Source organism: Pseudomonas sp. P108, from assembly GCF_032613195.1.
In the GTDB taxonomy this organism is placed as follows: domain Bacteria; phylum Pseudomonadota; class Gammaproteobacteria; order Pseudomonadales; family Pseudomonadaceae; genus Aquipseudomonas.
Map to the genome: position 1 here is coordinate 6,277,546 of NZ_CP126691.1, position 27,000 is coordinate 6,304,545.

Consider the following 27,000-nt stretch of genomic DNA (forward strand, 5'->3'; position numbering starts at 1 on the left):
GTCGAACTCCGTCGTCAGTCGCGCGCTAAAAGGCGCGGGGCAAGCTCTTTGAGGGCGCGGCGATACACCTCGCGCTTGAATGTCACCACCTGGCCCAACGGATACCAATAGCTGACCCAGCGCCAGCCATCGAACTCCGGTTTACCGGTCAAATCCATCCGCACCCGCTGCTCGTTGGAGATCAGGCGCAGGAGAAACCATTTCTGTTTCTGGCCGATGCACAGCGGTTGGCTGTGGGTACGCACCAGACGTTGCGGCAAACGATAGCGCAACCAGCCCCGAGTACAGGCCAGTATTTCAACATCTTCACGTTCCAGGCCAACTTCTTCGTTCAGCTCGCGGTACAAGGCGTCTTCCGGCGTCTCTTCAGGGTTGATTCCCCCTTGCGGAAACTGCCAGGCATCTTGATTGATACGGCGAGCCCATAGCACCTGGCCGGCGTCATTCGTCAGAATGATCCCGACATTGGGGCGGAAACCATCGGGGTCGATCACGGCAACAACCTCGCAAACGCATGTCGCCGCATTGTTCCACAAAGGTTGATAAGGCGGCAACGAAGCTTCCTACCTTATGTGCACTCTTGTGAAAAGACCGTATTCTTGTCGCCTTTTTACAGACTTATCAGCGGGTAACTGCAATGCGCCTGGCACTCTTCGATTTGGACAACACCCTTCTGGGCGGCGACAGCGATCACGCCTGGGGCGACTATCTGTGTGAACGCGGCTTCCTCGACCCGATTGCGTACAAAGCGCGCAACGACGAGTTCTATCAGGATTACCTGGCCGGCAAACTGGATAACGCCGCGTACCTGAACTTCTGCCTGGAGATCCTCGGCCGCACCGACATGGCCGTGCTCGAGCAATGGCACAGCGATTACATGCGCGACTGCATCGAACCGATCGTGTTGCCGCAGGCGCTGGAACTGCTGAAAAAGCACCGCGACGCCGGCGACAAACTGGTGATCATCACCGCGACCAACCGCTTCGTCACCGCGCCGATTGCTGTGCGTCTGGGCGTTGAAACCCTGATTGCCACTGAATGTGAAATGGTCGATGGCCGTTACAGCGGGCGCAGCACTGATATTCCTTGCTTCCGCGAAGGCAAGGTGACGCGCCTGAACCGTTGGCTGGAAGAGACCGGGTATTCGTTGGATGACAGCTATTTCTATAGCGATTCGATGAATGATTTGCCGCTGCTGGAGCAGGTGGCGAATCCGGTGGCTGTCGATCCGGATCCGAATCTGCGGGCTGAGGCTGAGAAGCGTGGCTGGCCGGTGATTTCGTTGCGCGGCTGATTATGCCTTCGCGAGCAGGCTCGCTCCCACATTGGATCTGTGTCGTTCACAAATCCCCTGTGGGAGCGAGCCTGCTCGCGAATGGGGTCGACACGGTCTGAAGCCCTAGACAGGCTTGGCACCCATCAAAGCCGCAATGGCGAGAAACCCGACGCCGCTGACAACCGCCAGCGCCAGATTGAATTTCCAGTTGCCAACCCCGCTAGTCCACAGCCGATTAAGTCGCACCAGCAGCCACACTGCGCTCAACGTGGCCACGGCATAAATCACGCTGGAACCCAGAATCCAGAATTGCCCCAACGGCCAGCCAATCAAATGCACCAGCCACCAGCCAGTGAAGGGCATGCTGAGCATCGCGATCAGCATCAAGCACCAGATAAACAGCCAAGGGCGCTGCATCGTGCTGGCCGGCCCTTCGCTGCGATTACGCCAAGTCAGAGCAGCGAGCCCCAACCCGCTGGCGAGGATCACCACGGTCGCCGCGACGTGAAGAACTTTCAGGGTGGTCAGGGTTTCCATGAATTTCTCTTCCTTGGGCCATGCCCATCAGCGTAGCCGCTCAGCCAAGAAACAGCTGATAGGCCGGGTTCTCGCTTTCATCCCAGTACGGGTAACCGATTTCCTCAAGGGCCGCCGGCACCAGATGACGCTCGTCGTGCGGCACTTGCAGGCCCGCGACCACACGGCCATCGGCAGCGCCGTGGTTGCGGTAATGGAACATCGAAATGTTCCAGCGCCCACCGAGCTTATTAAGGAAGTTGAACAGCGCCCCCGGACGTTCCGGGAACTCGAAGCGGAACACCACCTCATCAATCACGTGCGCCGCGTGCCCGCCGACCATGTGGCGGATGTGCAGTTTGGCCAGTTCGTTGTCGGTCAGGTCGACGACCGGGAAACCCTGCTCGGTCAGGCTGGCCAGCAGTGCGCTGCGCGGATCGTTGTCCGGGTGGGTCTGCACGCCGACGAAAATGTGCGCTTCGCTGCCGGTGTTGTATCGGTAATTGAATTCAGTGATCTGGCGCTTGCCGACGGCCTCGCAGAACGCCTTGAAGCTGCCGGCCTTCTCGGGAATGGTCACGGCGATGATCGCTTCACGACCCTCACCCAGTTCGGCGCGCTCGGCAACATGACGCAGGCGGTCGAAGTTGACGTTGGCACCGGAGTCGATGGCCACGAAAGTCTGGCCACTGACGCCGCGCAACTCGACGTATTTCTTGATTCCGGCCACGCCTAAAGCACCGGCAGGTTCGGTGATCGAGCGGGTATCGTCGTAGATATCTTTAATTGCTGCACAGATCTCGTCGGTGCTGACAGTGATCACTTCATCAACATAGTCTTTGCAGATGTCGAAGGTGTGCTGGCCGATCTGTGCCACCGCCACGCCGTCGGCGAAGATGCCCACGGTCGGCAACACCACGCGCTCACCGGCGGCCATCGCCGCTTGCAAGCAGTTGGAATCGTCCGGCTCGACGCCGATGACTTTGATGTCCGGACGCAGGTATTTGACGTACGCGGCGATGCCAGCGATCAGACCGCCGCCGCCGACCGGAACGAAAATCGCGTCCAGCGGCTGCGGGTGCTGGCGCAGAATCTCCATCGCCACGGTGCCCTGCCCGGCAATGGTGTGCGGATCGTCGTACGGGTGGATGTAGACGTAACCTTTTTCATCGACCAGTTTCAGCGAGTAGGCCAGGGCTTCCGGGAACGAATCACCGTGCAGCACCACTTTGCCGCCGCGCGAACGCACGCCTTCGACTTTGATCTCGGGGGTGGTCTTGGGCATGACGATGGTGGCTTTTACGCCCAGCACTTTCGCCGCCAGGGCCAGGCCCTGCGCATGGTTGCCCGCCGACGCGGTGACCACGCCACGGGCGCGCTCTTCATCGCTCAGTTGCGTCAGTTTGTTGTAGGCGCCGCGAATCTTGAACGAGAACACTGGCTGCAAGTCTTCGCGCTTGAGCCAAATGTCATTGCCCAGCCGCTCGGAGAGCTGGCGAGCGTTCTGCAGCGGGGTTTCTACGGCAACGTCATAAACGCGCGAGGTGAGGATCTTTTTGACGTACTGTTCGAGCATCGGAAAGCATCACTGAGCGGTTGAGCGGGACCGAGGAGTCTAACCCGGCTTTTGCCCGCACGACCACACGAATCCAGAGGTTTTAGCCGCGCTTGCGGCTATAATGCCGGCCTTTCCGTTCTCACCTTGCCCGCTTCCGGAGCCCGCATGACCCAGGATCAACTCAAACAGGCAGTGGCTCAGGCCGCCGTCGACTTCATCCTTCCGAAACTCGACGACAAGAGCATTGTCGGGGTCGGCACCGGCTCCACCGCCAACTGCTTCATCGACGCCCTGGCCCAGCACAAGGGCGCGTTCGATGGCGCGGTGGCCAGTTCCGAAGCTACCGCCGCGCGCCTCAAGGGCCACGGAATTCCGGTGTATGAGCTGAACACCGTCAGCGACCTGGAGTTCTACGTTGATGGCGCCGACGAAAGCGATGCGCACCTGAACCTGATCAAGGGCGGCGGCGCCGCACTGACCCGCGAGAAGATCGTCGCGGCTGTGGCCAAGACCTTCATCTGCATCGCCGACGCCAGCAAATTGGTACCGGTGCTGGGCGAGTTCCCGCTGCCGGTCGAAGTGATCCCGATGGCGCGCAGCCATGTCGCTCGCCAACTGGTGAAACTGGGCGGCGACCCGGTGTACCGCGAAGGCGTGCTGACCGACAACGGCAACATCATTCTCGACGTGTTCAACCTGCAGATCACCAACCCGGTGGAGCTGGAAGCGCAAATCAATGCGATTGTCGGCGTGGTCACCAACGGCTTGTTCGCGGCGCGTCCGGCGGACTTGCTGTTGCTGGGTACTAGCGAAGGTGTGAAAACCCTCAAGGCTGAGTAATCCCGGTCACCCACATATTTGTGGACAAACGAAATCCCCCTGTAGGAGTGAGCCTGCTCGCGATAGCGGTCTATCAGTTGATATTGTTGTCGACTGACACACCGCTATCGCGAGCAGGCTCACTCCTACAATGGTTTTGTGGTGTTGGTTAGTTCGGCGTTGGTTTTTTGAAGACGTAAAACAGGTTCGGCTCACTCACCAGATACAACGTCCCGTCATCATCCATCGCGATGCCTTCCGCCTGCGGCACGGTCTTCTTCAAACCCTGACGCCCGCCACTGATGGACATCGTACTCAACGGACGCCCGCCCACATCCAGCTCGAGAATCAATCTCGACTCATCCGACAGCGCCAGTAAATGCCCGCTGCGCTCGTCGTATTGCAAGCTCGACAGATCGCGCACAAACATCCCGGCATCGCGCTTGGGGTCGTTGATCACATGCACCGCGTAGGATTTCTCCGGATTGAAGTGCGGAAAGCCGTGCACTTCGTAGATCAGCATCGGGTTGCGTTCTTTCGCGACAAACAGGCGCTTGCCCACCGAGTCATACGCCAGGCCTTCAAAACCCTTGTTGCTGGCCATATGCACGCCAAGGGTCATCTGCTCGGCATCATCTGCGTCGAGGAACGTGGTGTCTGCTTCCAGGTGAATCTTGATCAACCGCTGCTGACGCTCATCAGTGATCACGTAGGTGTCGGCGCTGATGAACTCGACGGCTTCCGGATCGCCGAAACCAATCAGGGCGATGCGCCGCAGGATCTGGCCTTCGAGCGACAGTTCGACCAGTTCGGAATTCTTGTTGGTCACGGTGAACAGGCTTTTGCGCACCGGATCGAAGGTCAGCGCCGAGACATCGTCGTCCAGCCCGTCAATCACCCGCGCTTCAATCTCGACGCGATACTGATCCAGCCCAATCGACTCGCTACTCTGCGGTTGCCACAGGGTGTGCAAGTTAAACCAGGCGCGCTCGAACAGGCGCATGTATTGGCCGATCGCGATCAACGCGATCAGGGCAATCACCGACAGGATGATCATCAGGGGTTTGGGACGGGCAAGTCGACGCATTCGGATGAGCTCGGGATCAAAACAGGCGGATGAAATATCACGCCCATCTGAACTGAAGCTTAATGGCCACTTGCCTGTCAGGACAATCAGACTTGTCTGAAATTGCCGCGAGGACAGTTATTACTGTTTTTCGAAGCGATAGAACAGGTTCGGCTCACTGACCATGTACAGCGTACCCGCTTCGTCCATGGTCACGCCTTCGGCGCGGGGAATGGTGTTTTTCAGGCCATTGAAACCGCCGAGCAGGGTCATGAAGCTGACCTGCTCGCCCTTCTCGTCCAGCTCCAGCAGCAGATGTGAGTCGGCGGACAGCACCAGTGTGTGCTGGGTGCGCGGGTCAATCGCCAAGGCCGAGAGATTGCGAATATCCAGTTCATCACTGGCGAGTTTTTGCTTGTCGCCCTTGAGGGTCTGGCTGCCATCGCTCTTCCAGGTGAACAGCGCCGGTGGCCGCTCCTCACCGAGCAGCAATTGCTGATTATGGGCATCCCAGGTAATGGCTTCGAAGGCTTTGTTCTGGTCTTTCGACGGGCCGAGATCGTATTTCGGGAAGTCAGCGATGTGCAATTCGCGGGTGTCGGCGTCGACCTTGACGATCGACAGCATGTGCTGGCGCTCATCGACGATGGCCAACAGGCCGTTTTCCATCATCGTCAGGCCTTCCGGATTGCTCCAGCCCACCAGCGGCATCTTGCGCAGCACCTCACCCTGTAAAGTCAGCTCGGCGAGAAACGGGTTTTTCCCCATCACCGAAAACAGCGTTTTGGTCTGCGGGTTGTACGACAGATCCGAGGCCTCGTCCTTCTCCATACCGGTCAACGGCTTGGCATCGATCACCACCCGGTAGTCCGGCAGCCAGATACTTTCCTTCTGCTCGGCCTGGCTTTCGAAGCGTTCCTGCAGCCAGAGCACCCCGCGATCATCCCAATGCATGGCAAACGCCACGGCATAAGCGGCAGCAATCACCAGCAAGAGCCAGACATACCAACGCAGGGCGAAACGTGAACGGCGGGTGGGTTTGAGCTGAGTTTGAGATGACATCGAGGGACGCGTTCCGAAAATTCAGGCTATGGGTAATAGCACAAAGAGGCCGGCTCAGACGCCAGAATGAGAGGAATTATCCGTACAGGATGTGAAAAAAACGGCAAATGGCGGGATTGCCCTGCACGCTTGCAAGGTGGATCACACAAATGTGGGAGCGAGCCTGCTCGCGAAGACGGAGTGTCAGGCAACGATGATGTCGACTGACCTGGCGCCTTCGCGAGCAGGCTCGCTCCCACAGGGGATTTGCGGCGTGGCGGTTAGCGCACGTTGCTGGTGAAGCTGCTCGCGCCAACCAGTTCGAGGACGATGTCATCGCCCACGCTCAGCGGGCCAACACCCACCGGCGTACCGGTGAGGATCACGTCACCGGCCTGCAGCGAGAAGCAGCCGGCCATGTGCTGGATCATCGGCACGATCGGGTTGAGCATCGCGCTGCTGTTGCCGTCCTGACGCACTTCGCCGTTGATGGTCAGGCGAATGCCTATGTCGGTCAGGTCAGCAAAGGTGCTGCCAACCACGAACGGCGCAATCACCGCCGCGCCGTCGAACGACTTGGCGATTTCCCACGGCAGGCCCTTGGCTTTCAGCTCCGCCTGCTTGTCGCGCAGGGTCAGGTCCAGCGCCGGGGCGAACCCGGAGATCGCGTCGAGCACTTCTTCACGGCTCGGTTTGGTCGACAACGGCTTGCCGATCAACACGGCGATTTCCGCCTCGTAGTGCACAGAACCGCGTTCGGTCGGAATGGCGAAACCGCCTTCCAGCTCGACCACGCAACTGCCCGGCTTGATGAACAGCAACGGCTCGGTAGGCACCGGGTTGTCCAGTTCCTTGGCGTGTTCGGCGTAATTACGGCCAATGCACACGACTTTCCCGATCGGGAAGTGGATGCGCGTGCCGTCGACGTACTGGTGCTGATAGCTCATTTACCGACTCCTGCCTTCATTGATTCATCAAAGATTGTCGATCAAACCGCGAAAATCTTGCCCGGGTTCATGATGCCGTTCGGGTCGAACACCGCTTTCACCGCTTTCATGTACTCGATCTCGACCGGGGAGCGGCTGTAGGTCAAGTAATCGCGCTTGGTCATGCCCACGCCGTGCTCGGCGGAGATCGAACCGTTGTACTTCTCGACGGTTTCAAACACCCACTTGTTGACGGTCGCGCACTTGGCGAAGAACTCGTCCTTGCTCAGGTTATCCGGCTTGAGGATGTTCAAGTGCAGGTTGCCGTCGCCGATGTGGCCGAACCAGACGATTTCGAAATCCGGGTAGTGTTCACCGACGATCGCGTCGATTTCCTTTAGAAATGCCGGAACTTTCGACACGGTGACCGAGATGTCGTTCTTGTACGGTGTCCAGTGCGAGATGGTTTCGGAGATGTATTCGCGCAGCTTCCACAGATTCTGCAGCTGGGTTTCGCTCTGGCTCATCACGCCGTCCAGCACCCAGCCCTGTTCGACGCAATGCTCGAAGGTTTCCAGGGCGCTGTTGGCCACTTCCTCAGTGGTCGCTTCGAATTCCAGCAATGCGTAGAACGGGCAGTCGGTTTCGAATGGCGCCGGAACGTCGCCACGACCCATGACTTTGGCCAAGGCTTTGTCGGAGAAGAATTCGAACGCAGTCAGATCGAGTTTGCCCTGGAAGGCGTGCAGCACCGGCATGATCGAGTCGAAATCGGCGGTGCCAAGCACCATCGCGGTGAGGTTTTTCGGCGCGCGATCAAGGCGCATCGTCGCTTCGACGACGAAACCGAGGGTGCCTTCAGCGCCGATGAACAACTGGCGCAAGTCGTAACCGGTGGCGTTCTTGATCAGGTCTTTGTTCAGTTCGAGCACGTCGCCCTTGCCGGTGACGACTTTCATGCCTGCGACCCAGTTGCGGGTCATGCCGTAGCGAATAACTTTGATCCCGCCGGCATTGGTGCCGATGTTGCCGCCAATCTGGCTGGAACCTGCCGAAGCGAAATCGACCGGGTAGTACAGGCCTTTTTCTTCGGCGACGTTCTGCAAATGCTCGGTGACCACGCCCGGCTGACAAACGGCGGTGCGGTCGGTGAGGTTCACGTCGAGAATCTGATTCATGTAGTCGAACGACACGACCACTTCGCCGTTGGCCGCTACCGCAGCCGCAGAAAGCCCGGTGCGCCCGCCCGATGGCACCAGCGCCACCTTGTGCGTGTTGGCCCAACGGACCACCGCCTGCACCTGCTCGATGGTCTTGGGAAACACGATGGCGCTTGGCGCCGGGGCGAAGTGCTTGGTCCAATCCTTACCATACGCATTCAGGGAGTCGGCGTCGGTCAGGACCTTGCCAGGCTCGACCAGGGTCTTCAGTTCTTCAATCAGGGCAGGATTGGTCATCGACAGAACTCTCGAACAATTCATGGTCATCCTGAGAACGCTTCACGTCGCAGGAATGAGTGTTTAGCGGGGAGGCTATGCTAGCATATCGACCCCGCAGGACAGTGCCCAAGGCCAGATCCGCGGAGACGACTTTCTTGTCGTCCGGGTCAGCGTCTGTTGACCATTTCCTGCCATTTTTCTCCGGGATACAGGTTTACGCAGATGAGCAAGACTTCTCTCGATAAGAGCAAGATCAAGTTCCTTCTTCTCGAAGGCGTCCACCAATCGGCTGTCGACGTCCTCAAGGCGGCGGGCTACACCAGCATCGAATACCTGACAGGTTCCTTGCCGGAAGCCCAGCTCAAGGAAAAGATCGCTGACGCTCACTTCATCGGCATTCGTTCGCGCACCCAACTGACCGAAGAGATCTTCGATCACGCGAAGAAGCTGGTTGCGGTCGGCTGTTTCTGCATCGGCACCAACCAGGTTGACCTGAGTGCTGCCCGTGAGCGCGGTATTGCCGTGTTCAACGCGCCGTACTCCAACACCCGCTCCGTTGCCGAGCTGGTGCTGGCCGAAGCGATCCTGCTGCTGCGCGGCATCCCGGAGAAAAACGCTTCCTGCCACCGTGGCGGCTGGATCAAGTCCGCAGCCAACTCCTTCGAGATCCGTGGCAAGAAACTCGGCATCGTCGGCTACGGCTCGATCGGTACGCAGCTGTCGGTTCTGGCTGAAGGCCTGGGCATGCAGGTGTACTTCTACGACACCGTAACCAAACTGCCGCTGGGCAACGCGACTCAGATCGGTAGCCTGACCGAGCTGCTGGGCATGTCCGACATCGTCACCCTGCACGTTCCGGAAACCGCTGCGACCCAGTGGATGATCGGCGAGAAGGAAATCCGCGCCATCAAAAAGGGCGGCATCCTGATCAACGCGGCGCGCGGCACCGTGGTCGAGCTGGACGCCCTGGCGGACGCGATCAAGGACAAGCACCTGATCGGCGCGGCCATCGATGTATTCCCGGTGGAGCCACGCTCCAACGACGAAGAGTTCGAAAGCCCGCTGCGTGGCCTCGACAACGTGATCCTGACTCCGCACATCGGTGGTTCGACCGCCGAAGCGCAAGCCAACATCGGTCTGGAAGTGGCAGAAAAACTGGTCAAGTACAGCGACAACGGTACGTCCGTTTCGTCGGTGAACTTCCCGGAAGTGGCCCTGCCGGCTCACCCTGGCAAGCACCGTCTGCTGCACATCCACGAGAACATCCCGGGTGTGATGAGCGAGATCAACAAGGTCTTCGCCGAAAACGGCATCAACATCTCCGGTCAGTTCCTGCAGACCAACGAGAAGGTTGGCTACGTGGTGATCGACGTCGACGCCGAGTACTCGGAGCTGGCGCAAGAGAAGCTGCAGCACGTCAACGGCACTATCCGTAGCCGGGTTCTTTTCTAAGAACAGCTACAAGTCGCGAGCTACAAGCGGCAAGTGATGTTCGCTTGTGCTTTTGCTTGAAGCTCGTAGCTTGCAACTCGCCGCTGATAAAAAAGGGAGCCCCGAAAGGGCTCCCTTTTTTATTCCACGTTGATGGTGATTTTCTTCGAGACGATTGGCGGATCGAATGCCATGTGACCGCTGTCGCCAAGTTCCAGCTGCAAGGTGTGCTTGCCCGGGGCGAGCTTGATGTCAGCCTGGGTCTGCGCCTTGCCGAAGTGCATATGGTTGGCATCGGTAGGGACGACCGAACCGGCAGGAACAATTTCCTTGGCGTCGATCAGCAGGTGATGGTGACCGGTGTTTTTGGTGACATCACCGGCTGGTGCCAGTGCGACGGCCTTGGTCCCGAACTTGACGGTGAAGGTCTGCGAAACCGTGTCCCCGTCTTCGGGAGTGACGATGAACACTTCGGCGCCTTTGGGGGCCGGTGTGGCGGCACTGGCCAGCACCGAAACGCCCATCAGCACACCCGCGAACGCTGCACGTGACATAAAGCTTTTCATTTTCTTCTCCAGTTTTTCCGTAAAATCCGCACGGTCATGACAACTTCATGACCATTCGTTGTCGAAGGCACTCGACAACCATAGCAAAGCGAGCCTGAATCAGAGCGTCGCGATAATGATTTCAAAGGAGTGACCATGCGTTTTCTGCCTGGCCTGATCTGCCTGCTACCCCTTTTGAGCCCTTTGGCTCACGCCGAACTGATTGATGACGTCAACGACCGTGGCGAGCTGCGCATTGCCCTTGAGGCTAATACACCGCCCTTCAATTTCAAGGAAGGCGACACACTCACGGGGTTCGAGGTCGAGCTTGGGCAACTGCTCGCCCGGGAGCTGGATGTACGCGCCGATTTCATCGTCACCGACGAGGCCGACCTGCTCCAGGGCGTTGAAAGCGGCAAGTACGACGTCGCGCTCAACCACATAGCACTGACACCCGAACTCAAGGATCGTTTCGACTTCAGCGAGCCGTACGGCAAGGTCGATTCGCAGTTGCTGGCGAAGAAGGATGAGCAGCCACGGCCGATGGTGCTGGTGCAGGCATTGACTGAAGAGAAGCCGAAAGCGGCGGAGCCAGTGGATCTGGCGATTCCATTTCAGAAGGGTAATCCGGCGTTTCAGGCCAGTCTTGCGAGCGCGATGGAGCGGATCAAGGCAGATGGGCGTTTGGCAGCGCTGACCGAGAAGTGGTTGAAGCCTTAAAAGCCCCTCACCCTAGCCCTCTCCCCGAGGGAGAGGGGACTGATTGGGGGATGCTGAAGGAATACGCCGACCTGAAATGGGTATACCGAATCCGAAATCGACTGAAAATGGCTTTGTCGAATCCATAGTCGATCGTTCATGGCTTTGTCGACGTAATCGATCAGTCATGGCTGTCTCGAATCCATAGTCAACAAGGTCTTTCAGGTCGATGAATAGCGCCAGACACTTCGGTCGGCCCCCTCTCCCTACGGGCGGTCCGACGTTTCGGGAGGGCTGGGGTGAGGGTAACGATTCAGGATCAGTCCAAAGCAGCCAGTGCCAGCGCGGCCAGCGGCAATTCCAGTTCACTGAAAACCTGCACACCATGGCGCTTGAGCAACGCGGCCGTCACCCCTTCGCCATTGACTTTGACGCCACTGAACGTCCCGTCATACGTCAACAGATTCCCGCAAGATGGACTGTTGGCCTTCAGCACCGCCACGCGAATCCCGTGCTTCTGCACCAGCTCCAGCGCCTGCCGCGCACCATCGAGAAACTGCGCACTGACATCCTCACCCTCAGTGGTGATCACCGCCGCAACACCATCGAGCACCTCACCACCCTGCCCGCCCGGAATCTCCGCCGCTGCCCGCGGCGTCGGCAATCCTCCCGCGACCTCCGGACACAACGGCACCACCCGCCCTTCGGCAATCCACTGCTCCAGCAGATCAAACGGCCCGCTCGCACCGCCGTCATAACGTACGCGATGCCCCAGCAGGCAACGACTGACCAGAATCCTGTCCATCTCAGAACGGCTCGTTGCCACGGCGGCGGAACCAACCGGTCAGCGACAAGCGCTCGCGGTGCGCGGGCAGCACTTCATGAGGCACTTCGCCGGAGAGAAACACCACCAGACACCCGCCAGTAGGCTGCACGTCATGCACGCGTTCATCGTTCAGATACATGCGCAACTGACCGCCATCCTCCGGCAGCCACGCGTCATTGAGGTAAACCACCACCGACACCATGCGCTTGTCGTCGTCGCGAAAACGGTCGACGTGCTTGCGATAAAACGCACCCGGCGGATACAGCGCGAAATGACATTCAAAGTCCTCAAGACCCAGAAACAAGCCACGGTTGAGCGCTTCACGCAGGCTCTCCATCAGGTTCAGATAACGGTCGCTGGCCTCGGCCTGACCGGGATCGATCCACTGAATGTGGTCGCCACGAATCCCCTCGCGGATCTCCGAAAACGGCCCACGCCCCACCGCCGCAGGCGCCAGTTCGCCCTCTGCTTCACGTTTGCGGCACTCGGCCGCCAGCTCGCGGGTCAAACCGGCGGGCAGGAAAATGTTCTGCTGCGACCAGCCGTGGTCGGCCAGGTCATCGACAATGCGTAACAGCAGTGGGTGTTCAGAGGATATTTGCATGGCGCGCATAGTATGTCGGCGGCAAGAAATCCGACAGAGCCACGCGGCGGCTTGCTACGAATTCTCGACAAGTACCGGCACCGCACGGAGAATAGTCGGCTGCTGACAGGAGTCCCTATGCGCCGTTTGCTTTTTTCACTGTTGATGTTCTGCGTGTTGCCCGCCTGGGCGGACGGCCACGATCAGTTGTACAAGGTCGCCGGCTGGCCAGATCAACGTGCGCATTTCAACGATGCCCTGACGGCCGCACAGCAGCGCTATCAGAACAGCCTGCCGCCCGCCGTATTTCAGGCGCTGGTGAACAACAGCAATCAGCGCTTTGCCCCGCAGGCTGTGGATCAACGTGCCGAAGCGCAACTGCGGCAGAAGCTCGCTGATCCAAAACCGGCGCTGACCTTCTTTCAATCGCCGCTGGGCAAGAAAATCGTCGCCGCCGAATTGCTCGCGACGCGCCGCGATCAATTGGCGAAAAATGCCAAGGGCCTGCCGAAGATGCAGGTCAGCGACAGCCGCCTGCTGATCATTGGCCACCTCGCTCAGGCGCTGCCAGCGCGTGAAGCTGGCGCCGAAGTGAGTCTGGCGATTGCCGGCGTGGCGGCGGACAGCCTGAGTTCGATGATTCCGGGGCTGCTCGGTGGCGGTCAGGCGCAAGGCATGCTCAATGGTCAGCGCCAGCGCTTGATGGATCAGATTGGCGCGGACATGAACAACACGCTGCTCTATGTCTATCGCGATCTGTCGGATGAAGAGCTGGAAGAGTTCGCGACGTTTGCCGAGTCGGCTGAGGGCAAGGCGTATTACCAGGCCGCGCTGGCGGCAATTCGCGCAGGGCTTGCGGTCGGGCAATGATCTTCGTCGCCTCTTAGACCGCTATCGCGAGCAGGCTCACTCCTACAGGGGTACGCATTCCAAATGTAGGAGTGAGCCTGCTCGCGAAGGGGCCCTCACAAGCGCTACAGATTCCGGCCCCTGATCCGCTTGCTCAAGAATTCGAAATACTCCTCACGCATCTCCACCGTCTCATTCGCCAGATGATGCCGCGCCTCGGCCAGCAGCAAGATCTGCGGTCGGTCGAACTTCCACTTCATCACCTGCAGATTGTGCTGCCAGTCGACCGTCATGTCCGCCTGCCCCTGAATGATCAATGGCCGCCGCGGACTTTTTTTCGCGTGCTCGACGCGAATGATCCAACGCGACAACGCCCCGACCCACTTCGTCGGCAAACGTCGCGGCTGCAACGGATCAGCCTGCAGAAACGGCAGGAAATCCGGATCGTTGGAATTCTCGCTGAAGCGCCGCGTGACCCCTCTGACAAAAGGCCTGAGCAAGTAATAGCTCAGCTGCGACCAGCCCCACGCCCGCGGCCGCACCAGCGGCGCCATCAAAATCACCTGGCCTTGCGCCGGGCTGTTTTCGCCGTGATTGAGCAGATGATCGACCACAATCGCCCCGCCGGTGCTCTGCCCGCACAAATGCCACGGCTGCGGCAACGCGATCGACTGCGCCTCGGCGAACAACGCTTGCAGGACATCCTGGTACTCGGAGAAATCGCGAATGCTCGCGCGCGGCCCGCTTGACAAGCCATGGCCCGGCAAGTCGCAGGCGATCACCGCAAAATCCTGATCCAGCGCCCACTTGATCACATGCCGATACAGCCCGGTGTGATCGTAGTAGCCGTGCAGCAGAAACAGCGTCGCCTTGACCTTCTCCGGCCACCAGCAATGGCTGACCACTTCATAGCCATCGACCTCGAAACGGCCCATGCCACGCCAGACATCCCGCTCGGGAAAGTCGGTTTGGTAGAAACGCTGATAGGCCTTGGCCTCGTCCGACAACGGCTGCCACTCGGCCAAAGGCTTGAGGCTGGCGCGAATCTGATCGGGGTCGAAAGTGGCAGGCATGCGGGAATTCCAAAGCGGTAAACAGACTTTATCGGCCTGCGATATTCATCTGTCGGAGCAAGCATGGCAAGCTAGCCCACCTCTTCTGGAACGAAAACCATGCGTTCGCCCTACCGCACCGCACTGTTTGCCAGCCTGCTCGCGCTGATTTGCGCCGGGGTGCTGTGGGCGGCGTATGACTGGTTTCAGGGGCGTTATCTGCGTGCGTTCAGCGAACACACGGCAGTGTTTTCCGGTGATCCGCTGCGCCTGCCGGACAATCTCGCCGGCCCCGGCAAGATCCGCCTGGTGCATTTCTGGGACCCGGCCTGCCCGTGCAATGTCGGCAATCAACAGCACCTGACCGAGATGGTCGAGCAGTTCGGCGCCAAGGGCGTTGAGTTCTTCGCCGTGCAAAAGACTGGCAGCCACGGCCAGTTGCCCGCGACCCTCAGCAGCCTGAAAACCATCACGATATTGCCCGGTTCCGAAAAGGTGCCCGCCAGTCCGGCCGTGGCGATCTGGGATCGCAGCGGCAAACTGGCGTACTTCGGCCCTTATAGCGAAGGCCTGACCTGCAACTCCAGCAACAGCTTTATCGAACCGATTTTGAATGCCCTGACAGAAGATCGCCCGGTCAATGCCACGCACACGCTGGCGGTCGGTTGTTACTGCCCGTGGTCTGTGGAGAAGCAGTAAGGCATTCCGGACTTTTCAAGGACAGCGCTGCACGGCACAGAAGGTCTGTGCTAATTGTTTGCAGCCCGACGGGCGGCAATCCCGTATGCACAAGGAGTCACCATGAAGCGCGTGTTCACCGTACTTGGCTTGCTCATCGTTGTTCTGCTCGCCGGCGTCGGCGGGTATGTCCACAGCAAACAACCGACGCGCCAGGGCCAGGTCGAACTGCGCAACCTGCAAGGTTCGGTGACCGTGCGCTACGACGAACGCGGTGTACCGCACATTCGCGCCGAGAACGAAACCGACCTCTACCGTGCCCTTGGCTATGTGCATGCCCAGGATCGCCTGTTCCAGATGGAAGCCATGCGTCGCCTCGCCCGTGGCGAACTGGCCGAAGTGCTCGGGCCGAAACTGCTCGACACCGACAAACTGTTTCGCAGCCTGCGCATCCGTGAGCGCGCCGCCAGTTACGTCGCCAGTCTCGATAAACAGTCGCCGGCGTGGAAAGGCCTGCAAGCCTACCTGGATGGCATCAACCAATATCAGGACAGCCACGCTGCACCGATCGAGTTTGACGTGCTGGGCATCCCTAAGCGGCCGTTCACGGCGCAAGACAGCATCAGCGTCGCCGGCTACATGGCCTATAGCTTTGCGGCGGCGTTTCGCACCGAACCGCTGCTGACCTACGTGCGCGATCAGCTCGGCGCCGATTATCTCAAGGTTTTCGACCTCGACTGGCAGCCCAAAGGGGTGCTGGTCAACGGTCACGCCAAGCAAGCGCCGGCACTTGCCGCTGGCGACTGGAAAGACCTCAACGCCCTCGCCCGCCTCAGCGAACAGGCGCTGATCGATAATGGCCTGCCGCAGTTCGAAGGCAGCAACGCCTGGGTGATTGCCGGCAGCCGCAGCCAGAGCGGCAAACCGCTGCTGGCCGGTGACCCGCATATTCGCTTCTCGGTGCCGTCGGTGTGGTACGAAGCGCAATTGTCGGCGCCGGGCTTCGAGTTGTACGGCCATCATCAGGCGCTAGTGCCTTTCGCCTTCCTCGGCCACAACCTCGATTTCGGCTGGAGCCTGACCATGTTCCAGAACGACGATCTGGACCTGATCGCCGAGAAGGTCAACCCGGATAACCCCAATCAGGTCTGGTATCGCGGCCAGTGGACCGACATGGTTGTCACCCAACAGCAGATCAATGTGAAAGGCCAGACGCCGGTAACTCTCACCCTGCGTCAATCGCCCCACGGGCCGATCGTCAACGATGCGCTCGGCACCGCTGCCGGCAAGACGCCGATCGCCATGTGGTGGGCGTTCCTTGAAACGCCGAACCCGATTCTCGAAGGTTTTTATCAGCTCAACCGCGCCGACACGTTGGCCAAGGCCCGCGCCGCTGCCGCGAAAGTGCAGGCGCCGGGGCTGAACCTGGTTTACGCCAACGCCAAGGGTGATATCGCCTGGTGGGCCTCGGCGTTGCTGCCCAAGCGTCCGGCCGGGGTCAGACCGGAGTTCATGCTCGACGGCAGCAGCAATCAGGCCGACAAGGAGGGTTTCTACCCGTTCAGCGCCAACCCGCAGGAAGAGAACCCGGCGCGCGGCTACATTGTCTCGGCCAACTTCCAGCCGCTGTCGCCGACCGGCATGGAGATTCCCGGTTACTACAACCTTGCCGATCGCGGGCAGCAACTCAATCGTCAGCTCAGCGACAAGAGCGTGAAGTGGAGCAACGAGGCCAATCAGAAACTGCAATTGGGCACAGTGACCGGTTATGGCCCGCGCTTGCTCGCGCCGTTGCTGCCGGTGCTGCGTGAGGTAGTGAGCGATCCGGCACAGCTGAAACTGGTCGAGCAACTGGCGCAATGGCCGGGCGACTATCCGCTGGATTCAGTCAGTGCAACGGTGTTCAACCAGTTCTTGTATGACTTGGCCGATGCGGCGATGCGTGATGAGTTGGGCAATGATTTCTTCGAGACATTGCTGTCGACGCGAGTGATCGATGCGGCGTTGCCGAAACTGGCGGCGAATGCCGATTCGCCGTGGTGGGACAACCGCAGCACGCCGAACAAGGAGACCCGCGCCGATGTCGTGCGCGCGGCGTGGCAGGCGAGCATGCAGCACTTGAAGCTGACCCTGGGCGATAACTCTGCCGAGTGGAAATGGGGCGCGGCGCACACGCTGACTCACGGCCATCCGTTGGGACAGCAGAAGCCGCTGGAGCGGATTTTCAATGTCGGGCCGTTTGCGGCGCCGGGCAGTCATGAAGTGCCGAACAATCTGTCGGCGAAGATCGGCCCGGCGCCGTGGCCGGTGACTTACGGGCCGTCGACGCGGCGCCTGGTGGATTTTGCTGATCCGGCGCATGGCTTGACGATCAACCCGGTCGGGCAGAGTGGTGTGCCGTTTGACAGTCACTATGACGATCAGGCTGAGGCGTATGTCGACGGGATGTATGTGCAGGCGCATTTCAACGACGAAGAGGTGACGGCGAATACGCGCAGTACGTTGAAGCTGTTGCCGGCGCGGACAGCGCCTTAAAAGCCCCTCACCCTAGCCCTCACCCTAGCCCTCTCCCTAGCCCTCTCCCGGGGGGAGAGGGGACTGACCGAGGTGTCTTTCGCTATGCACCGACCAGAGAGATCGAGTCGATTATGGATTCGGTACAGCAACATCACGTCGGCGTATCTCGCTAATATCCCCCAATCGGCCCCCTCTCCCTCTGGGAGAGGGCTGGGGTGAGGGTTAAAGCATCACCGCAAAATTCAGCCGAAACTGCTGCGGCGTCACCCCCAACCGCCGGTTAAACACCCCGCGCATATGTTGCGCATCACGAAACCCGCACTGATACGCCACCGTCTTCAACGGCGCCGCCGTGCTCTCCAGCATCACCCGCGCCGCATCCACCCGCGCCCGCTCGACGAACTCCGCTGGCGTGACCTTGGCTTCCCGGGCAAACACCCGAGAGAAATTGCGCGCACTCATGTTCGCCGCATTGGCCAGATCGGCAATCGTCAGATCACCAGTCAGATTGGCCAGCACATACAACTGCACCATCGCCACCGCCGACGTAGGTTCCGCATGCGGCGTGAGAAACGGACTGAACTGTGACTGCCCACCGGAACGCTGGGTGAACACCACCAGACGCTTGGCCACGCTCAGCGCCACTTCTGCACCGTGATCACGCGCCAGCAGGTACAACGACAGATCAACCCCCGCCGTCACCCCAGCCGAGGTGTAGAGCGTGCCGTCCTCGACGTACAGACGATCCGCCTCGACCTGTGTGGTCGGGCACAACCGGGCCAACGCCTCGGCATCGTTCCAGTGCGTGGTGACGGTGCGCCCTTCCAGCATTCCGGCGCGTGCCAGCATGAACGCGCCATTGCAGATCGAACCGAAGCGCTGCGCCCGAGCACACGCCTCGCGCAGCCACTCGTCGAACGTCGCGCCAAAATCCATGAACGGCAGGTGCGGCCCACCGGCGACCAGCAGCAGGTCGTAGGCATCCAGCGCTTCGCTGAAATACCGATGGGCATTCAGGTTCAAACCATTGGAACAGGCCATCGGGCCGTGTTCGACGCCGATCACTTCGAGCCGATAGTGATCCTCGGGCGGCAGGAAGCGATTGGCCTCGGCAAACACATCCATCGGGCCGCTGACGTCCAGCGATTGCACGCCGGGAAACACGACGATGGCGACGGTTTTGTTCATGGCTGTGGATCCCCCCTTTAAGAGCAAAAGATCGCAGCCTGCGGCAGCTCCTACAGGGGAATGCGGGCTTCTGTAGGAGCTGCCGCAGTCTGCGATCTTTTAGCTTGGCACGATTTGCAGGTGGATTGGCAAGGATCGCAGCCATGGATCGATTGTCCGGTTTCTGCCTCGGGCACAGACTTTTCCCATCAGCGCCACGACGGCGTTTTCGACGAGGAAACCGTTATGAGCACCACCATTGCCGACATCACAATCCCCGACAGCGCCCTCGCCCGGGCCACCACCGAGTACATCCGCGACATCGAGTCCGACTTGCTCTACCACCACTCGCGCCGGGTCTTTTTGTTCGGCGCCTTGAGCGGTGAGCGTCAGCAACTGGCCTACGATCCGGAGTTGCTCTACGTCGGCGCGATGTTCCATGACCTCGGCCTGGTCGAAGGTCATCGCAGCGCAGATGAACGTTTCGAAGTGGATGGCGCGAATGCGGCGGCAGCGTTTCTCAAACCGTACGGGTTGAGCGATGACGATATCGAACAGGTGTGGCTGTCGATTGCCTTGCACACCACACCGGGCGTGCCCAAGCATCTGCGCCCAACGGTGGCGCTGGTAACGGCTGGTGTGGAAATGGATGTGCTGGGCATGGATTACGCGACGTTCAGCACGGTACAGCGCGAGGCAGTGGTGCATGCGCACCCGCGTGGAGAGGGTTTCAAGGAATGCATCATCTGCGCGTTCGCCGATGGCTTGCGCCATCGTCCGCAGACCACGTTCGGTAATGTGAAGACCGATGTGCTGAGGGATCAGGAGCCAGGGTTCAAGCCGATGAACTTTGTCGAGGTCATCCGCCAATCACCCTGGACTGCCTGAAACGAACTGTGGGAGCGAGCCTGCTCGCGAAAGCGGTGTATCAGCCAATATTTGAGTCGACTGATACTCCGTCTTCGCGAGCAGGCTCGCTCCCACATTGGGATTTGGGTTGGCCTCGAGAATGAGGCCAACCCGTTAGCGCTTACGCAGCCTCCGGGCTTGGCGCCCGACGCACGTCCGGCTGCTTCCAAGAATCGGCAGCGCTTTCTTCGATGGCTTGCTGAATCGCCTTCTTGCGCGCTTCTTCGGCACGGCGGCTGAAGAACCAGACCATGAAGGTCACGATCGACACGGCCAGCAGAATCAGGCTCGCCACGGCGTTGATCTCAGGCTTCACACCCAGACGCACTGCCGAGAACACTTCCATCGGCAAGGTCGTCGAACCAGGACCCGAGACAAAGCTCGCCAGCACCAGGTCATCCAGCGACAGCGCGAACGACATCATGCCGCCCGCTGCCAGCGATGGCGCGATCATCGGAATGGTGATCAGGAAGAACACCTTCCATGGCCGAGCACCGAGGTCCATCGCCGCTTCTTCGATCGACAGGTCCAGCTCACGCAGGCGCGCCGACACCACCACCGCCACATACGCCGCACAGAACGTAGTGTGGGCGATCCAGATGGTGACGATGCCACGCTCCTGCGGCCAGCCGATCATCTGTGCCATGGCCACGAACAGCAGCAACAGCGACAGACCGGTGATCACTTCCGGCATCACCAGCGGCGCCGTCACCAGACCGCCGAACAGCGTACGGCCCTTGAAGCGGGTGATGCGGGTCAGCACGAACGCCGCCAGCGTGCCCAGCGCCACCGCGGCAACCGCGGTGTAGCAGGCGATTTCCAGCGAGCGCAGCACCGAGCCCATCAGTTGCGTGTTGTCGAGCAGGCCGACGTACCACTTGATCGACCAGCCGCCCCACACCGTCACCAGTTTCGAGGCGTTGAACGAGTAGATCACCAGGATCAGCATCGGCAGGTAGATGAACAACAGACCGATGACCAGCATCAGGCTGGAGAAACGGATGCGCTTCATTCTTTGCCCTCCATTTCTTTGGCCTGACTGCGGTTGAACAGAATGATCGGCACAATCAGGATCGCCAGCATCACCACTGCCAGCGCGGATGCCACCGGCCAGTCACGGTTGTTGAAGAACTCTTGCCAGAGCACTTTACCGATCATCAGGGTTTCCGGACCGCCAAGCAGTTCCGGGATCACGAACTCGCCGACCACCGGGATGAATACCAGCATGCAGCCGGCAATGATGCCGTTCTTGGACAGCGGAATGGTGATTTTCCAGAAGCTGTTGAAGGTGCTCGAACCGAGGTCGGATGCCGCTTCCAGCAGACTGTGATCGTGCTTCACCAGGTTGGCGTACAACGGCAGGATCATGAACGGCAGATACGAGTAAACGACGCCGATGTACACCGCCAGGTTGGTGTTGAGGATCTGCAAAGGCTCGTCGATAAAGCCCATGCTCATCAGGAACCCGTTGAGCAAACCGTTGTTGCTGAGGATGCCCATCCACGCGTAAACGCGGATCAGGATCGCCGTCCACGTCGGCATCATGATCAGCAGCACCAGCACCGTTTGCAGCTCTTTACGGGCGGTGGCGATGGCGTAGGCCATCGGGTAGCCGATGACCAGACAAAGAATGGTACTGATCAGCGCCATCTTCAACGAGCCGAGGTAAGCGGCGATGTACAACTCGTCGCCCGCCAGCATCGCGTAGTTGCCCAGGTTCAGCAGCAGTTGCAGCTTCTGCTCGGCGTACGTGTAGATCTCGGTGTACGGCGGAATGGCCACGTCGGCTTCGGCGAAGCTGATCTTCAGAACGATGAAGAACGGCAGCATGAAGAACAGGAACAGCCAGATGAACGGGACCCCGATGACCAGCTGCCGGCCATTGGGGATTATTCGGTTGATGCGGCGTTTGAATTTGCGCATGTTCATGAGCGAAGTACCACGCCGCTGTCATCTTCCCACCACACGTAAACCTGATCGCCCCAGGTCGGACGCGCGCCACGCCGCTCGGCGTTGGCCACGAACGACTGCACCAGTTTGCCGCTCGGCAATTCAACGTAGAACACCGAGTGCCCGCCGAGGTAGGCGATGTCGTGCACCTTGCCGCTCGACCAGTTGTATTCGCAGGTCGGTTGATCGGCGGTGACCAGTAGCTTCTCCGGACGGATCGCGTAAGTCACGGACTTGTCCTGCACCGAGGTGCTGATGCCGTGGCCGACGTAGATCTGCCGATCGAGGTCTTTGCAGGTGATGGTTGCGTGGCCCTCAGCATCGTCGATCACTTCGCCTTCGAAGATGTTGACGTTGCCGATGAATTCGCAGACCAAGCGGCTGGTCGGGGTTTCGTAGATGTCGATCGGGCTGCCGATCTGGGCGATCCAGCCCAGGTGCATGATCGCAATGCGCTCGGCCATGGTCATGGCCTCTTCCTGGTCGTGGGTCACCATCACGCAAGTCACACCGACGCGCTCGATGATCTCGACCAGCTCCAGTTGCATCTGCGAACGCAGTTTTTTATCCAGTGCGCCCATCGGCTCGTCGAGCAGCAGCAGCTTCGGCCGCTTGGCCAGCGAACGTGCCAGCGCCACACGCTGACGCTGACCGCCGGACAGTTGATGCGGCTTGCGCTTGGCGTACTGGCTCATCTGCACCAGCTTGAGCATTTCGGCTACGCGGGCATCGACTTCAGCCGCCGGGATCTTGTCCTGCTTGAGGCCGAAGGCGATGTTCTGCGCCACGGTCATGTGCGGGAACAAGGCGTACGACTGGAACATCATGTTGATCGGACGTTCGTACGGCGGCATGTCGGTGATGTCGACGCCGTCGAGGAAAATGCGCCCCTCCGTGGGCCGTTCGAACCCTGCCAGCATCCGCAGCAGAGTGGATTTGCCCGATCCCGAACCGCCGAGCAGGGCGAAGATTTCGCCTTTCTTGATTTCCAGGGACACATCGTCCACGGCAATCGTCTCGTCGAACTTCTTCGTGACCCGGTCGATTTTGACCAGCACCTGTTTCGGTGTCTGGTCGCCCTCGAGGGCTTTCTTATAGGCGCCGGAGGCAACTGCCATTTACGAAACTCCCAGAAAAAAACAATGCAGTTCGCCCCGCAAGGCGAACCCAGGATAGTGTGTGCCTTACATCCCCGACTTGACCTTGGTCCAGCTGCGGGTCATCAGACGCTGAATGTTCGGTGGCAACTCGATCGACACATAAGCCTTGTCGATAACGGCCTGCGGCGGATACACCGACGCATCGGTACGGATGGATTGTTCCATCAACTTGTCCGCCCCCGGATTGGGGTTGGCGTAACCGACGTAATCACTGACCTGAGCGATCACCTCAGGTTTCAGCAGATAGTTGATGAAGGCATGGGCCTGCTTCACGTTCGACGAATCCTTGGGGATTGCCAGCATGTCGAACCACAATGCGCCACCCTCTTTCGGCACCGTGTAGGCGATGTTCACGCCCTTCTTGGCTTCGGCTGCGCGGTTCTTCGCCTGGAAGATATCGCCGGAGAAACCGATGGCCACACAGATGTCACCGTTGGCCAGATCACCGATGTATTTCGAGGAGTGGAAGTAGTTCACGTAAGGACGCACCGCGAGCAATTTGTCGGTGGCTTTTTCGTAGTCCTTGGGATTGGTGCTGTTGGCATTCAGGCCCAGATAGTTGAGCACGGTCGGCATCATTTCATCCGCCGAATCGAGGAATGCCACGCCGCAGCTTTGCAGCTTCTTGATGTTCTCAGGCTCGAACAAAACGCCCCACGAATCGATCTTGTCGACACCCAGTACAGCTTTGACTTTATCGACGTTGTAACCGATGCCGTTGGTGCCCCAAAGGTACGGCACGGCGTACAGGTTGCCCGGATCGTTCTGCTCCAGACGTTTGAGCAGCGCCGGGTCGAGATTGGAATAATTCGGCAGCTGCGAGCGGTCGAGCTTCTGGAACGCGCCCGCCTTGATCTGCTTGCCAAGGAAGTGGTTCGACGGCACGACCACGTCGTAACCGGTACGCCCGGCCAGCAACTTGCCTTCCAGGGTTTCGTTGGAGTCGAACACGTCGTAGACCGGTTTTATCCCGGTGGCTTTCTGGAAATCGGCCAGGGTGGTCTCGCCGATGTAATCGGACCAGTTATAAATATGCACCGTACCGGCGGCCTGGGCTCCGACAGCAATCGTCAGGCCGGCAGTGGCCAGCAGGGCTTTGCGCAAAGAAGAAAAAATAGGCAAGTGGAGGTCCTCTAAATTAGTTGGGCCCAAGTTGCCCAGCGCTGCATGACAGCGATGGCTGCCCGGCAACAAAACCGGCGCGCAACTTACCCTCGAAAAACCGTTCCTGCAAAACTTCCTGTCATTTAATTGATCCGCTGGCCGCCCGCGCGGGGCATGACGGCCAGCGGTTGTTGCGTCAAACCGGCTTATTTACCGGATTTGATCTTGGTCCAGCTGCGAGTGATCAGGCGCAGGGTCGCTGCGTCCAGATCGCTGATCGCGTAGAGCTGCTTCTTCACTTCTGCCGACGGGTAGATGCTCGGATCGCTGGTGATGTCCTTGTCCACCAGTGGCGTGGCAGCCTTGTTGCCGTTCGGGAAACGCACGGCGTTGGTGATGCCGGCCATCACTTGCGGCTCAAGCAGGTAGTTCATGAACTTGTAGGCGGCTTCGACGTTTTCGGCATCCTTGGGAATGGCGACCATGTCGTAGAACGTGCCAGCACCTTCTTTTGGAATGGTGTAGGCCAGCTTGACCTTGTCACCGGCTTCCTGGGCGCGGGTCTTGGATTGTTCCAGGTCACCCGAGTAACCGACGGCGACGCAGATGTTGCCGTTGGCCAGGTCGGAGATGTACTTGGAGGAATGGAAGTAGGCAACCGACGGACGAATTTTCAGGAACAGGTCTTCGGCGGCTTTCAGGTCAGCCTTGTCCTTGCTGTTGGTCGGCTTGCCCAGGTAGTGCAACGCCGCCGGAATCATTTCGGTCGGTGCGTCGAGGAAGCTTACGCCGCAGCTTTTGAGCTTCTCGATGTTTTCAGGCTTGAACACCACGTCCCAGGAATCGATCTTGTCGATGCCCAGCGCTGCCTTGACCTTGGCCGGGTTGTAGCCGATGCCGATCGAGCCCCACATGTACGGGAACGCGTACTTGTTGCCTTGGTCGCTGGCATCGCCAACAGCCTTGAGCAGGTCTTCGTCGAGGTTCTTCCAGTTCGGCAGCTTGGACTTGTCCAGCTCCTGGTAAACACCGGCCTTGATCTGCTTGGCGAGGAAGTTATTGGAAGGCACCACGATGTCGTAACCGGACTTGCCGGCCAGCAGCTTGGCTTCCAGGGTTTCGTTGCTGTCGAAGACGTCATAGACGACTTTGATCCCGGTGGCTTTTTCGAAGTTGGCCACAGTGTCCGGGGCGATGTAGTCGGACCAGTTGTAGACGTGCAACACCTTGTCGTCCGCCTGAGCCGCAGCCGCCATGACTCCCATCAGGGACATGGCGAGCAGAGTCTTGCCAGCGAGCTTTTTGCCTAATGCCTTCATGCGTTAATGCTCCAAATTTTTCTTTTTTGAACCACTTTGTTCAGCGGCCGAACCCGGACAACTGGAACCGCGGCTAGTCTGGCAAGATCCGAGGCGGTCTTTCAAGAAAAGACCAGCCTTTCTGACAGCTTTGAGCGCGAGCGCCACGGCTCCCCCGCTCAAAGCCTAGCACTTAGCCCTGCAACGCACTGAGGGTCAGGTCCAGGCATTTACGTGCCTTTGTCACCAGCTCATCGATCTCGGCTTTGCTGATCACCAGCGGCGGCGCGATGATCATGGTGTCGCCCACAGCGCGCATGATCAGGCCGTTGTCGAAGCAGAACTGGCGGCAGATCATGCCGACGCCCTTGCCTTCGTAACGCTTGCGCGTGGCCTTGTCCTGCACCAGCTCGATCGCGCCCAACAGACCGACTCCGCGAACTTCACCCACCAACGGGTGATCGTTCAGTTCCCGCAGACGTTTCTGCAAATACGGTGCCGTTTCGTTGTGCGCGTTCTCGATAATTTTTTCATCGCGCAGGATGCGGATGTTTTCCAGACCCACCGCCGCCGCCACCGGGTGACCGGAGTAGGTGAAGCCGTGGTTGAAATCGCCACCTTCGTTGAGCACCGCCACCACGGTGTCGCGAACAATCAGGCCACCCATCGGGATGTAGCCGGAGGTCAGGCCTTTGGCGATGGTCATCATGTCCGGCTTGAGATCGTAGAAATCACTGCCGAACCACTCACCGGTACGGCCGAAACCGCAGATCACTTCGTCGGCGACGAACAGGATGTCGTACTTGGCGAGGATTTCCTTGATGCGCGGCCAGTAGCTGTCGGGCGGAATGATCACGCCGCCGGCGCCCTGGATCGGCTCGGCAATAAAGGCACCGACGTTGTCGACGCCGACTTCGAGAATCTTCTCTTCCAGCTGATTGGCCGCCCAGATACCGAACTCTTCCGGCGACATGTCGCCGCCTTCGGCGAACCAGTACGGTTGCGCGATGTGGACGATGCCCGGGATCGGCAAGTCGCCTTGTTCGTGCATGTAAGTCATACCACCGAGGCTCGCGCCGGCCACGGTCGAACCGTGATAACCGTTCTTGCGGCTGATGATGACTTTCTTGTTTGGCTGGCCTTTGATCGCCCAGTAGTGGCGGACCATGCGCAGCATGGTGTCGTTGCCTTCGGAGCCGGAACCGGTGAAGAACACGTGGTTCATACCTTCCGGCGCCACGTCGGCAATCGACTTGGCCAGTTCCAGCGCCGGCGGGTGCGCGGTCTGGAAGAACAGGTTGTAGTACGGCAGTTCGCGCATCTGTTTGGCGGCTGCGTCGGCCAGCTCATCGCGACCATAACCGATGGCCACGCACCACAGACCGGCCATGCCGTCGAGAATCTTGTTGCCTTCGCTGTCCCACAGGTAAACGCCCTTGGCGTTGGTGATGATCCGCGGGCCTTTCTCTTTCAGCTGCTTGAAGTCGCTGAACGGGGCCAGGTGGTGATCATTGCTGAGTGCTTGCCACTCGCGGGTTTGCGGATTGTTGCTGGTCATGCCAATTCTCCTTGTTATCGGTGAAGACGCAGC

Annotated in this window: 26 protein-coding genes; 8 read left to right on the forward strand and 18 right to left on the reverse strand. The window is 59.5% G+C overall.

The window, feature by feature from the left end:
* Positions 1–14: 14 nt before the first annotated feature.
* Positions 15–494 carry an RNA pyrophosphohydrolase gene (locus QOM10_RS27850; protein ID WP_003229203.1) on the reverse strand — a complete coding sequence of 160 codons (480 nt, stop codon included), beginning with the start codon at positions 492–494 and terminating at the stop codon, positions 15–17.
* A 143-nt stretch (positions 495–637) separates the two neighbouring features.
* Here QOM10_RS27850 and QOM10_RS27855 point away from each other — a divergent pair, with 143 nt between their 5' ends.
* Positions 638–1,294 (forward strand): HAD family hydrolase, encoded by a 657-nt coding sequence (locus tag QOM10_RS27855; RefSeq protein ID WP_053124792.1) that lies wholly within the window; start codon positions 638–640, stop codon positions 1,292–1,294.
* A gap of 105 nt (positions 1,295–1,399) precedes the next feature.
* Here QOM10_RS27855 and QOM10_RS27860 read toward each other — a convergent pair whose 3' ends face one another.
* Together QOM10_RS27860 and ilvA are read right to left on the reverse strand one after the other, a co-directional pair.
* Entirely contained in the window at positions 1,400–1,813 is a 414-nt protein-coding gene (locus tag QOM10_RS27860) for a DUF2269 family protein (RefSeq protein ID WP_316917281.1), read from the reverse strand.
* A 40-nt stretch (positions 1,814–1,853) separates the two neighbouring features.
* Positions 1,854–3,368, reverse strand: a complete 1,515-nt coding sequence (gene ilvA, locus QOM10_RS27865) for a threonine ammonia-lyase, biosynthetic (RefSeq protein ID WP_123593571.1) — start codon at positions 3,366–3,368, stop codon at positions 1,854–1,856.
* 147 nt (positions 3,369–3,515) lie between these two features.
* Here ilvA and rpiA point away from each other — a divergent pair, with 147 nt between their 5' ends.
* Entirely contained in the window at positions 3,516–4,190 is a 675-nt protein-coding gene (rpiA, locus tag QOM10_RS27870) for a ribose-5-phosphate isomerase RpiA (protein ID WP_007913886.1), read from the forward strand.
* A gap of 148 nt (positions 4,191–4,338) precedes the next feature.
* Here the strand turns inward: rpiA and QOM10_RS27875 are convergent, their stop codons facing one another.
* From QOM10_RS27875 to QOM10_RS27895, 4 genes are all read right to left on the reverse strand, one after another.
* Positions 4,339–5,256 (reverse strand): SdiA-regulated domain-containing protein, encoded by a 918-nt coding sequence (locus QOM10_RS27875; protein WP_150775339.1) that lies wholly within the window; start codon positions 5,254–5,256, stop codon positions 4,339–4,341.
* A gap of 120 nt (positions 5,257–5,376) precedes the next feature.
* Positions 5,377–6,297: an SdiA-regulated domain-containing protein gene (locus tag QOM10_RS27880; protein WP_316917282.1), complete on the reverse strand. Its 921-nt coding sequence runs from the start codon at positions 6,295–6,297 to the stop codon at positions 5,377–5,379.
* A gap of 260 nt (positions 6,298–6,557) precedes the next feature.
* Positions 6,558–7,223, reverse strand: a complete 666-nt coding sequence (locus QOM10_RS27890; RefSeq protein WP_127930152.1) for a fumarylacetoacetate hydrolase family protein — start codon at positions 7,221–7,223, stop codon at positions 6,558–6,560.
* Positions 7,224–7,264: 41 nt separating this feature from the next.
* Entirely contained in the window at positions 7,265–8,659 is a 1,395-nt protein-coding gene (locus tag QOM10_RS27895; RefSeq protein WP_095121590.1) for an FAD-binding oxidoreductase, read from the reverse strand.
* A gap of 204 nt (positions 8,660–8,863) precedes the next feature.
* Here QOM10_RS27895 and serA point away from each other — a divergent pair, with 204 nt between their 5' ends.
* On the forward strand, positions 8,864–10,093 hold the full coding sequence (serA, locus tag QOM10_RS27900) for a phosphoglycerate dehydrogenase (protein ID WP_095121592.1): 1,230 nt from the start codon (positions 8,864–8,866) through the stop codon (positions 10,091–10,093).
* Positions 10,094–10,212: 119 nt separating this feature from the next.
* On the opposite strand, the gene QOM10_RS27905 is transcribed toward serA, so the two are convergent.
* A complete protein-coding gene (locus QOM10_RS27905) occupies positions 10,213–10,638 on the reverse strand; it encodes a DUF4399 domain-containing protein (protein WP_316917283.1) in 426 nt (141 codons plus the stop codon).
* A gap of 135 nt (positions 10,639–10,773) precedes the next feature.
* Between QOM10_RS27905 and QOM10_RS27910 the strand changes: the two genes are divergently transcribed.
* Positions 10,774–11,337, forward strand: coding sequence for a transporter substrate-binding domain-containing protein (locus QOM10_RS27910; protein ID WP_316917284.1), 564 nt, complete (start codon positions 10,774–10,776; stop codon positions 11,335–11,337).
* A gap of 298 nt (positions 11,338–11,635) precedes the next feature.
* On the opposite strand, the gene QOM10_RS27915 is transcribed toward QOM10_RS27910, so the two are convergent.
* Together QOM10_RS27915 and QOM10_RS27920 are read right to left on the reverse strand one after the other, a co-directional pair.
* Positions 11,636–12,121 carry a DUF523 domain-containing protein gene (locus tag QOM10_RS27915; RefSeq protein ID WP_316917285.1) on the reverse strand — a complete coding sequence of 162 codons (486 nt, stop codon included), beginning with the start codon at positions 12,119–12,121 and terminating at the stop codon, positions 11,636–11,638.
* A 1-nt stretch (position 12,122) separates the two neighbouring features.
* Positions 12,123–12,755: a 2OG-Fe(II) oxygenase gene (locus QOM10_RS27920; protein ID WP_102901380.1), complete on the reverse strand. Its 633-nt coding sequence runs from the start codon at positions 12,753–12,755 to the stop codon at positions 12,123–12,125.
* Between the two features lie 108 nt (positions 12,756–12,863).
* Here QOM10_RS27920 and QOM10_RS27925 point away from each other — a divergent pair, with 108 nt between their 5' ends.
* On the forward strand, positions 12,864–13,595 hold the full coding sequence (locus QOM10_RS27925; protein ID WP_123593566.1) for a DUF2059 domain-containing protein: 732 nt from the start codon (positions 12,864–12,866) through the stop codon (positions 13,593–13,595).
* A gap of 104 nt (positions 13,596–13,699) precedes the next feature.
* Here QOM10_RS27925 and QOM10_RS27930 read toward each other — a convergent pair whose 3' ends face one another.
* A complete protein-coding gene (locus QOM10_RS27930) occupies positions 13,700–14,647 on the reverse strand; it encodes an alpha/beta hydrolase (protein ID WP_316917286.1) in 948 nt (315 codons plus the stop codon).
* Positions 14,648–14,746: 99 nt separating this feature from the next.
* Here QOM10_RS27930 and QOM10_RS27935 point away from each other — a divergent pair, with 99 nt between their 5' ends.
* Positions 14,747–15,325 carry a DUF6436 domain-containing protein gene (locus QOM10_RS27935; protein ID WP_316917287.1) on the forward strand — a complete coding sequence of 193 codons (579 nt, stop codon included), beginning with the start codon at positions 14,747–14,749 and terminating at the stop codon, positions 15,323–15,325.
* A gap of 102 nt (positions 15,326–15,427) precedes the next feature.
* Entirely contained in the window at positions 15,428–17,839 is a 2,412-nt protein-coding gene (locus QOM10_RS27940; RefSeq protein WP_316917288.1) for a penicillin acylase family protein, read from the forward strand.
* Between the two features lie 204 nt (positions 17,840–18,043).
* Here the strand turns inward: QOM10_RS27940 and QOM10_RS27945 are convergent, their stop codons facing one another.
* A complete protein-coding gene (locus QOM10_RS27945) occupies positions 18,044–19,009 on the reverse strand; it encodes a GlxA family transcriptional regulator (RefSeq protein ID WP_410479191.1) in 966 nt (321 codons plus the stop codon).
* 225 nt (positions 19,010–19,234) lie between these two features.
* On the opposite strand from QOM10_RS27945, the gene QOM10_RS27950 reads away from it, so the two are divergent.
* Complete coding sequence (locus QOM10_RS27950) at positions 19,235–19,876, forward strand: HD domain-containing protein (RefSeq protein ID WP_316917289.1); 642 nt, start codon at positions 19,235–19,237, stop codon at positions 19,874–19,876.
* 142 nt (positions 19,877–20,018) lie between these two features.
* Here the strand turns inward: QOM10_RS27950 and QOM10_RS27955 are convergent, their stop codons facing one another.
* The 6 genes from QOM10_RS27955 to QOM10_RS27980 form a co-directional block, all read right to left on the reverse strand.
* On the reverse strand, positions 20,019–20,909 hold the full coding sequence (locus QOM10_RS27955) for an ABC transporter permease subunit (RefSeq protein ID WP_007913861.1): 891 nt from the start codon (positions 20,907–20,909) through the stop codon (positions 20,019–20,021).
* A complete protein-coding gene (locus QOM10_RS27960) occupies positions 20,906–21,787 on the reverse strand; it encodes an ABC transporter permease subunit (RefSeq protein WP_174245145.1) in 882 nt (293 codons plus the stop codon). Before QOM10_RS27960 ends, QOM10_RS27955 begins: the two co-directional genes overlap by 4 nt.
* A 35-nt stretch (positions 21,788–21,822) precedes the next feature.
* The gene (locus tag QOM10_RS27965; RefSeq protein WP_007913856.1) at positions 21,823–22,965 is read right to left on the reverse strand and encodes an ABC transporter ATP-binding protein; all 1,143 of its coding nucleotides are present in this window, start codon (positions 22,963–22,965) and stop codon (positions 21,823–21,825) included.
* A 66-nt stretch (positions 22,966–23,031) separates the two neighbouring features.
* On the reverse strand, positions 23,032–24,129 hold the full coding sequence (locus QOM10_RS27970) for a polyamine ABC transporter substrate-binding protein (protein WP_316917290.1): 1,098 nt from the start codon (positions 24,127–24,129) through the stop codon (positions 23,032–23,034).
* A 188-nt stretch (positions 24,130–24,317) separates the two neighbouring features.
* The gene (locus QOM10_RS27975; RefSeq protein ID WP_316917291.1) at positions 24,318–25,430 is read right to left on the reverse strand and encodes a polyamine ABC transporter substrate-binding protein; all 1,113 of its coding nucleotides are present in this window, start codon (positions 25,428–25,430) and stop codon (positions 24,318–24,320) included.
* 172 nt (positions 25,431–25,602) lie between these two features.
* Complete coding sequence (locus tag QOM10_RS27980) at positions 25,603–26,967, reverse strand: aspartate aminotransferase family protein (protein ID WP_008085326.1); 1,365 nt, start codon at positions 26,965–26,967, stop codon at positions 25,603–25,605.
* Between the last annotated feature and the right edge of the window lie 33 nt (positions 26,968–27,000).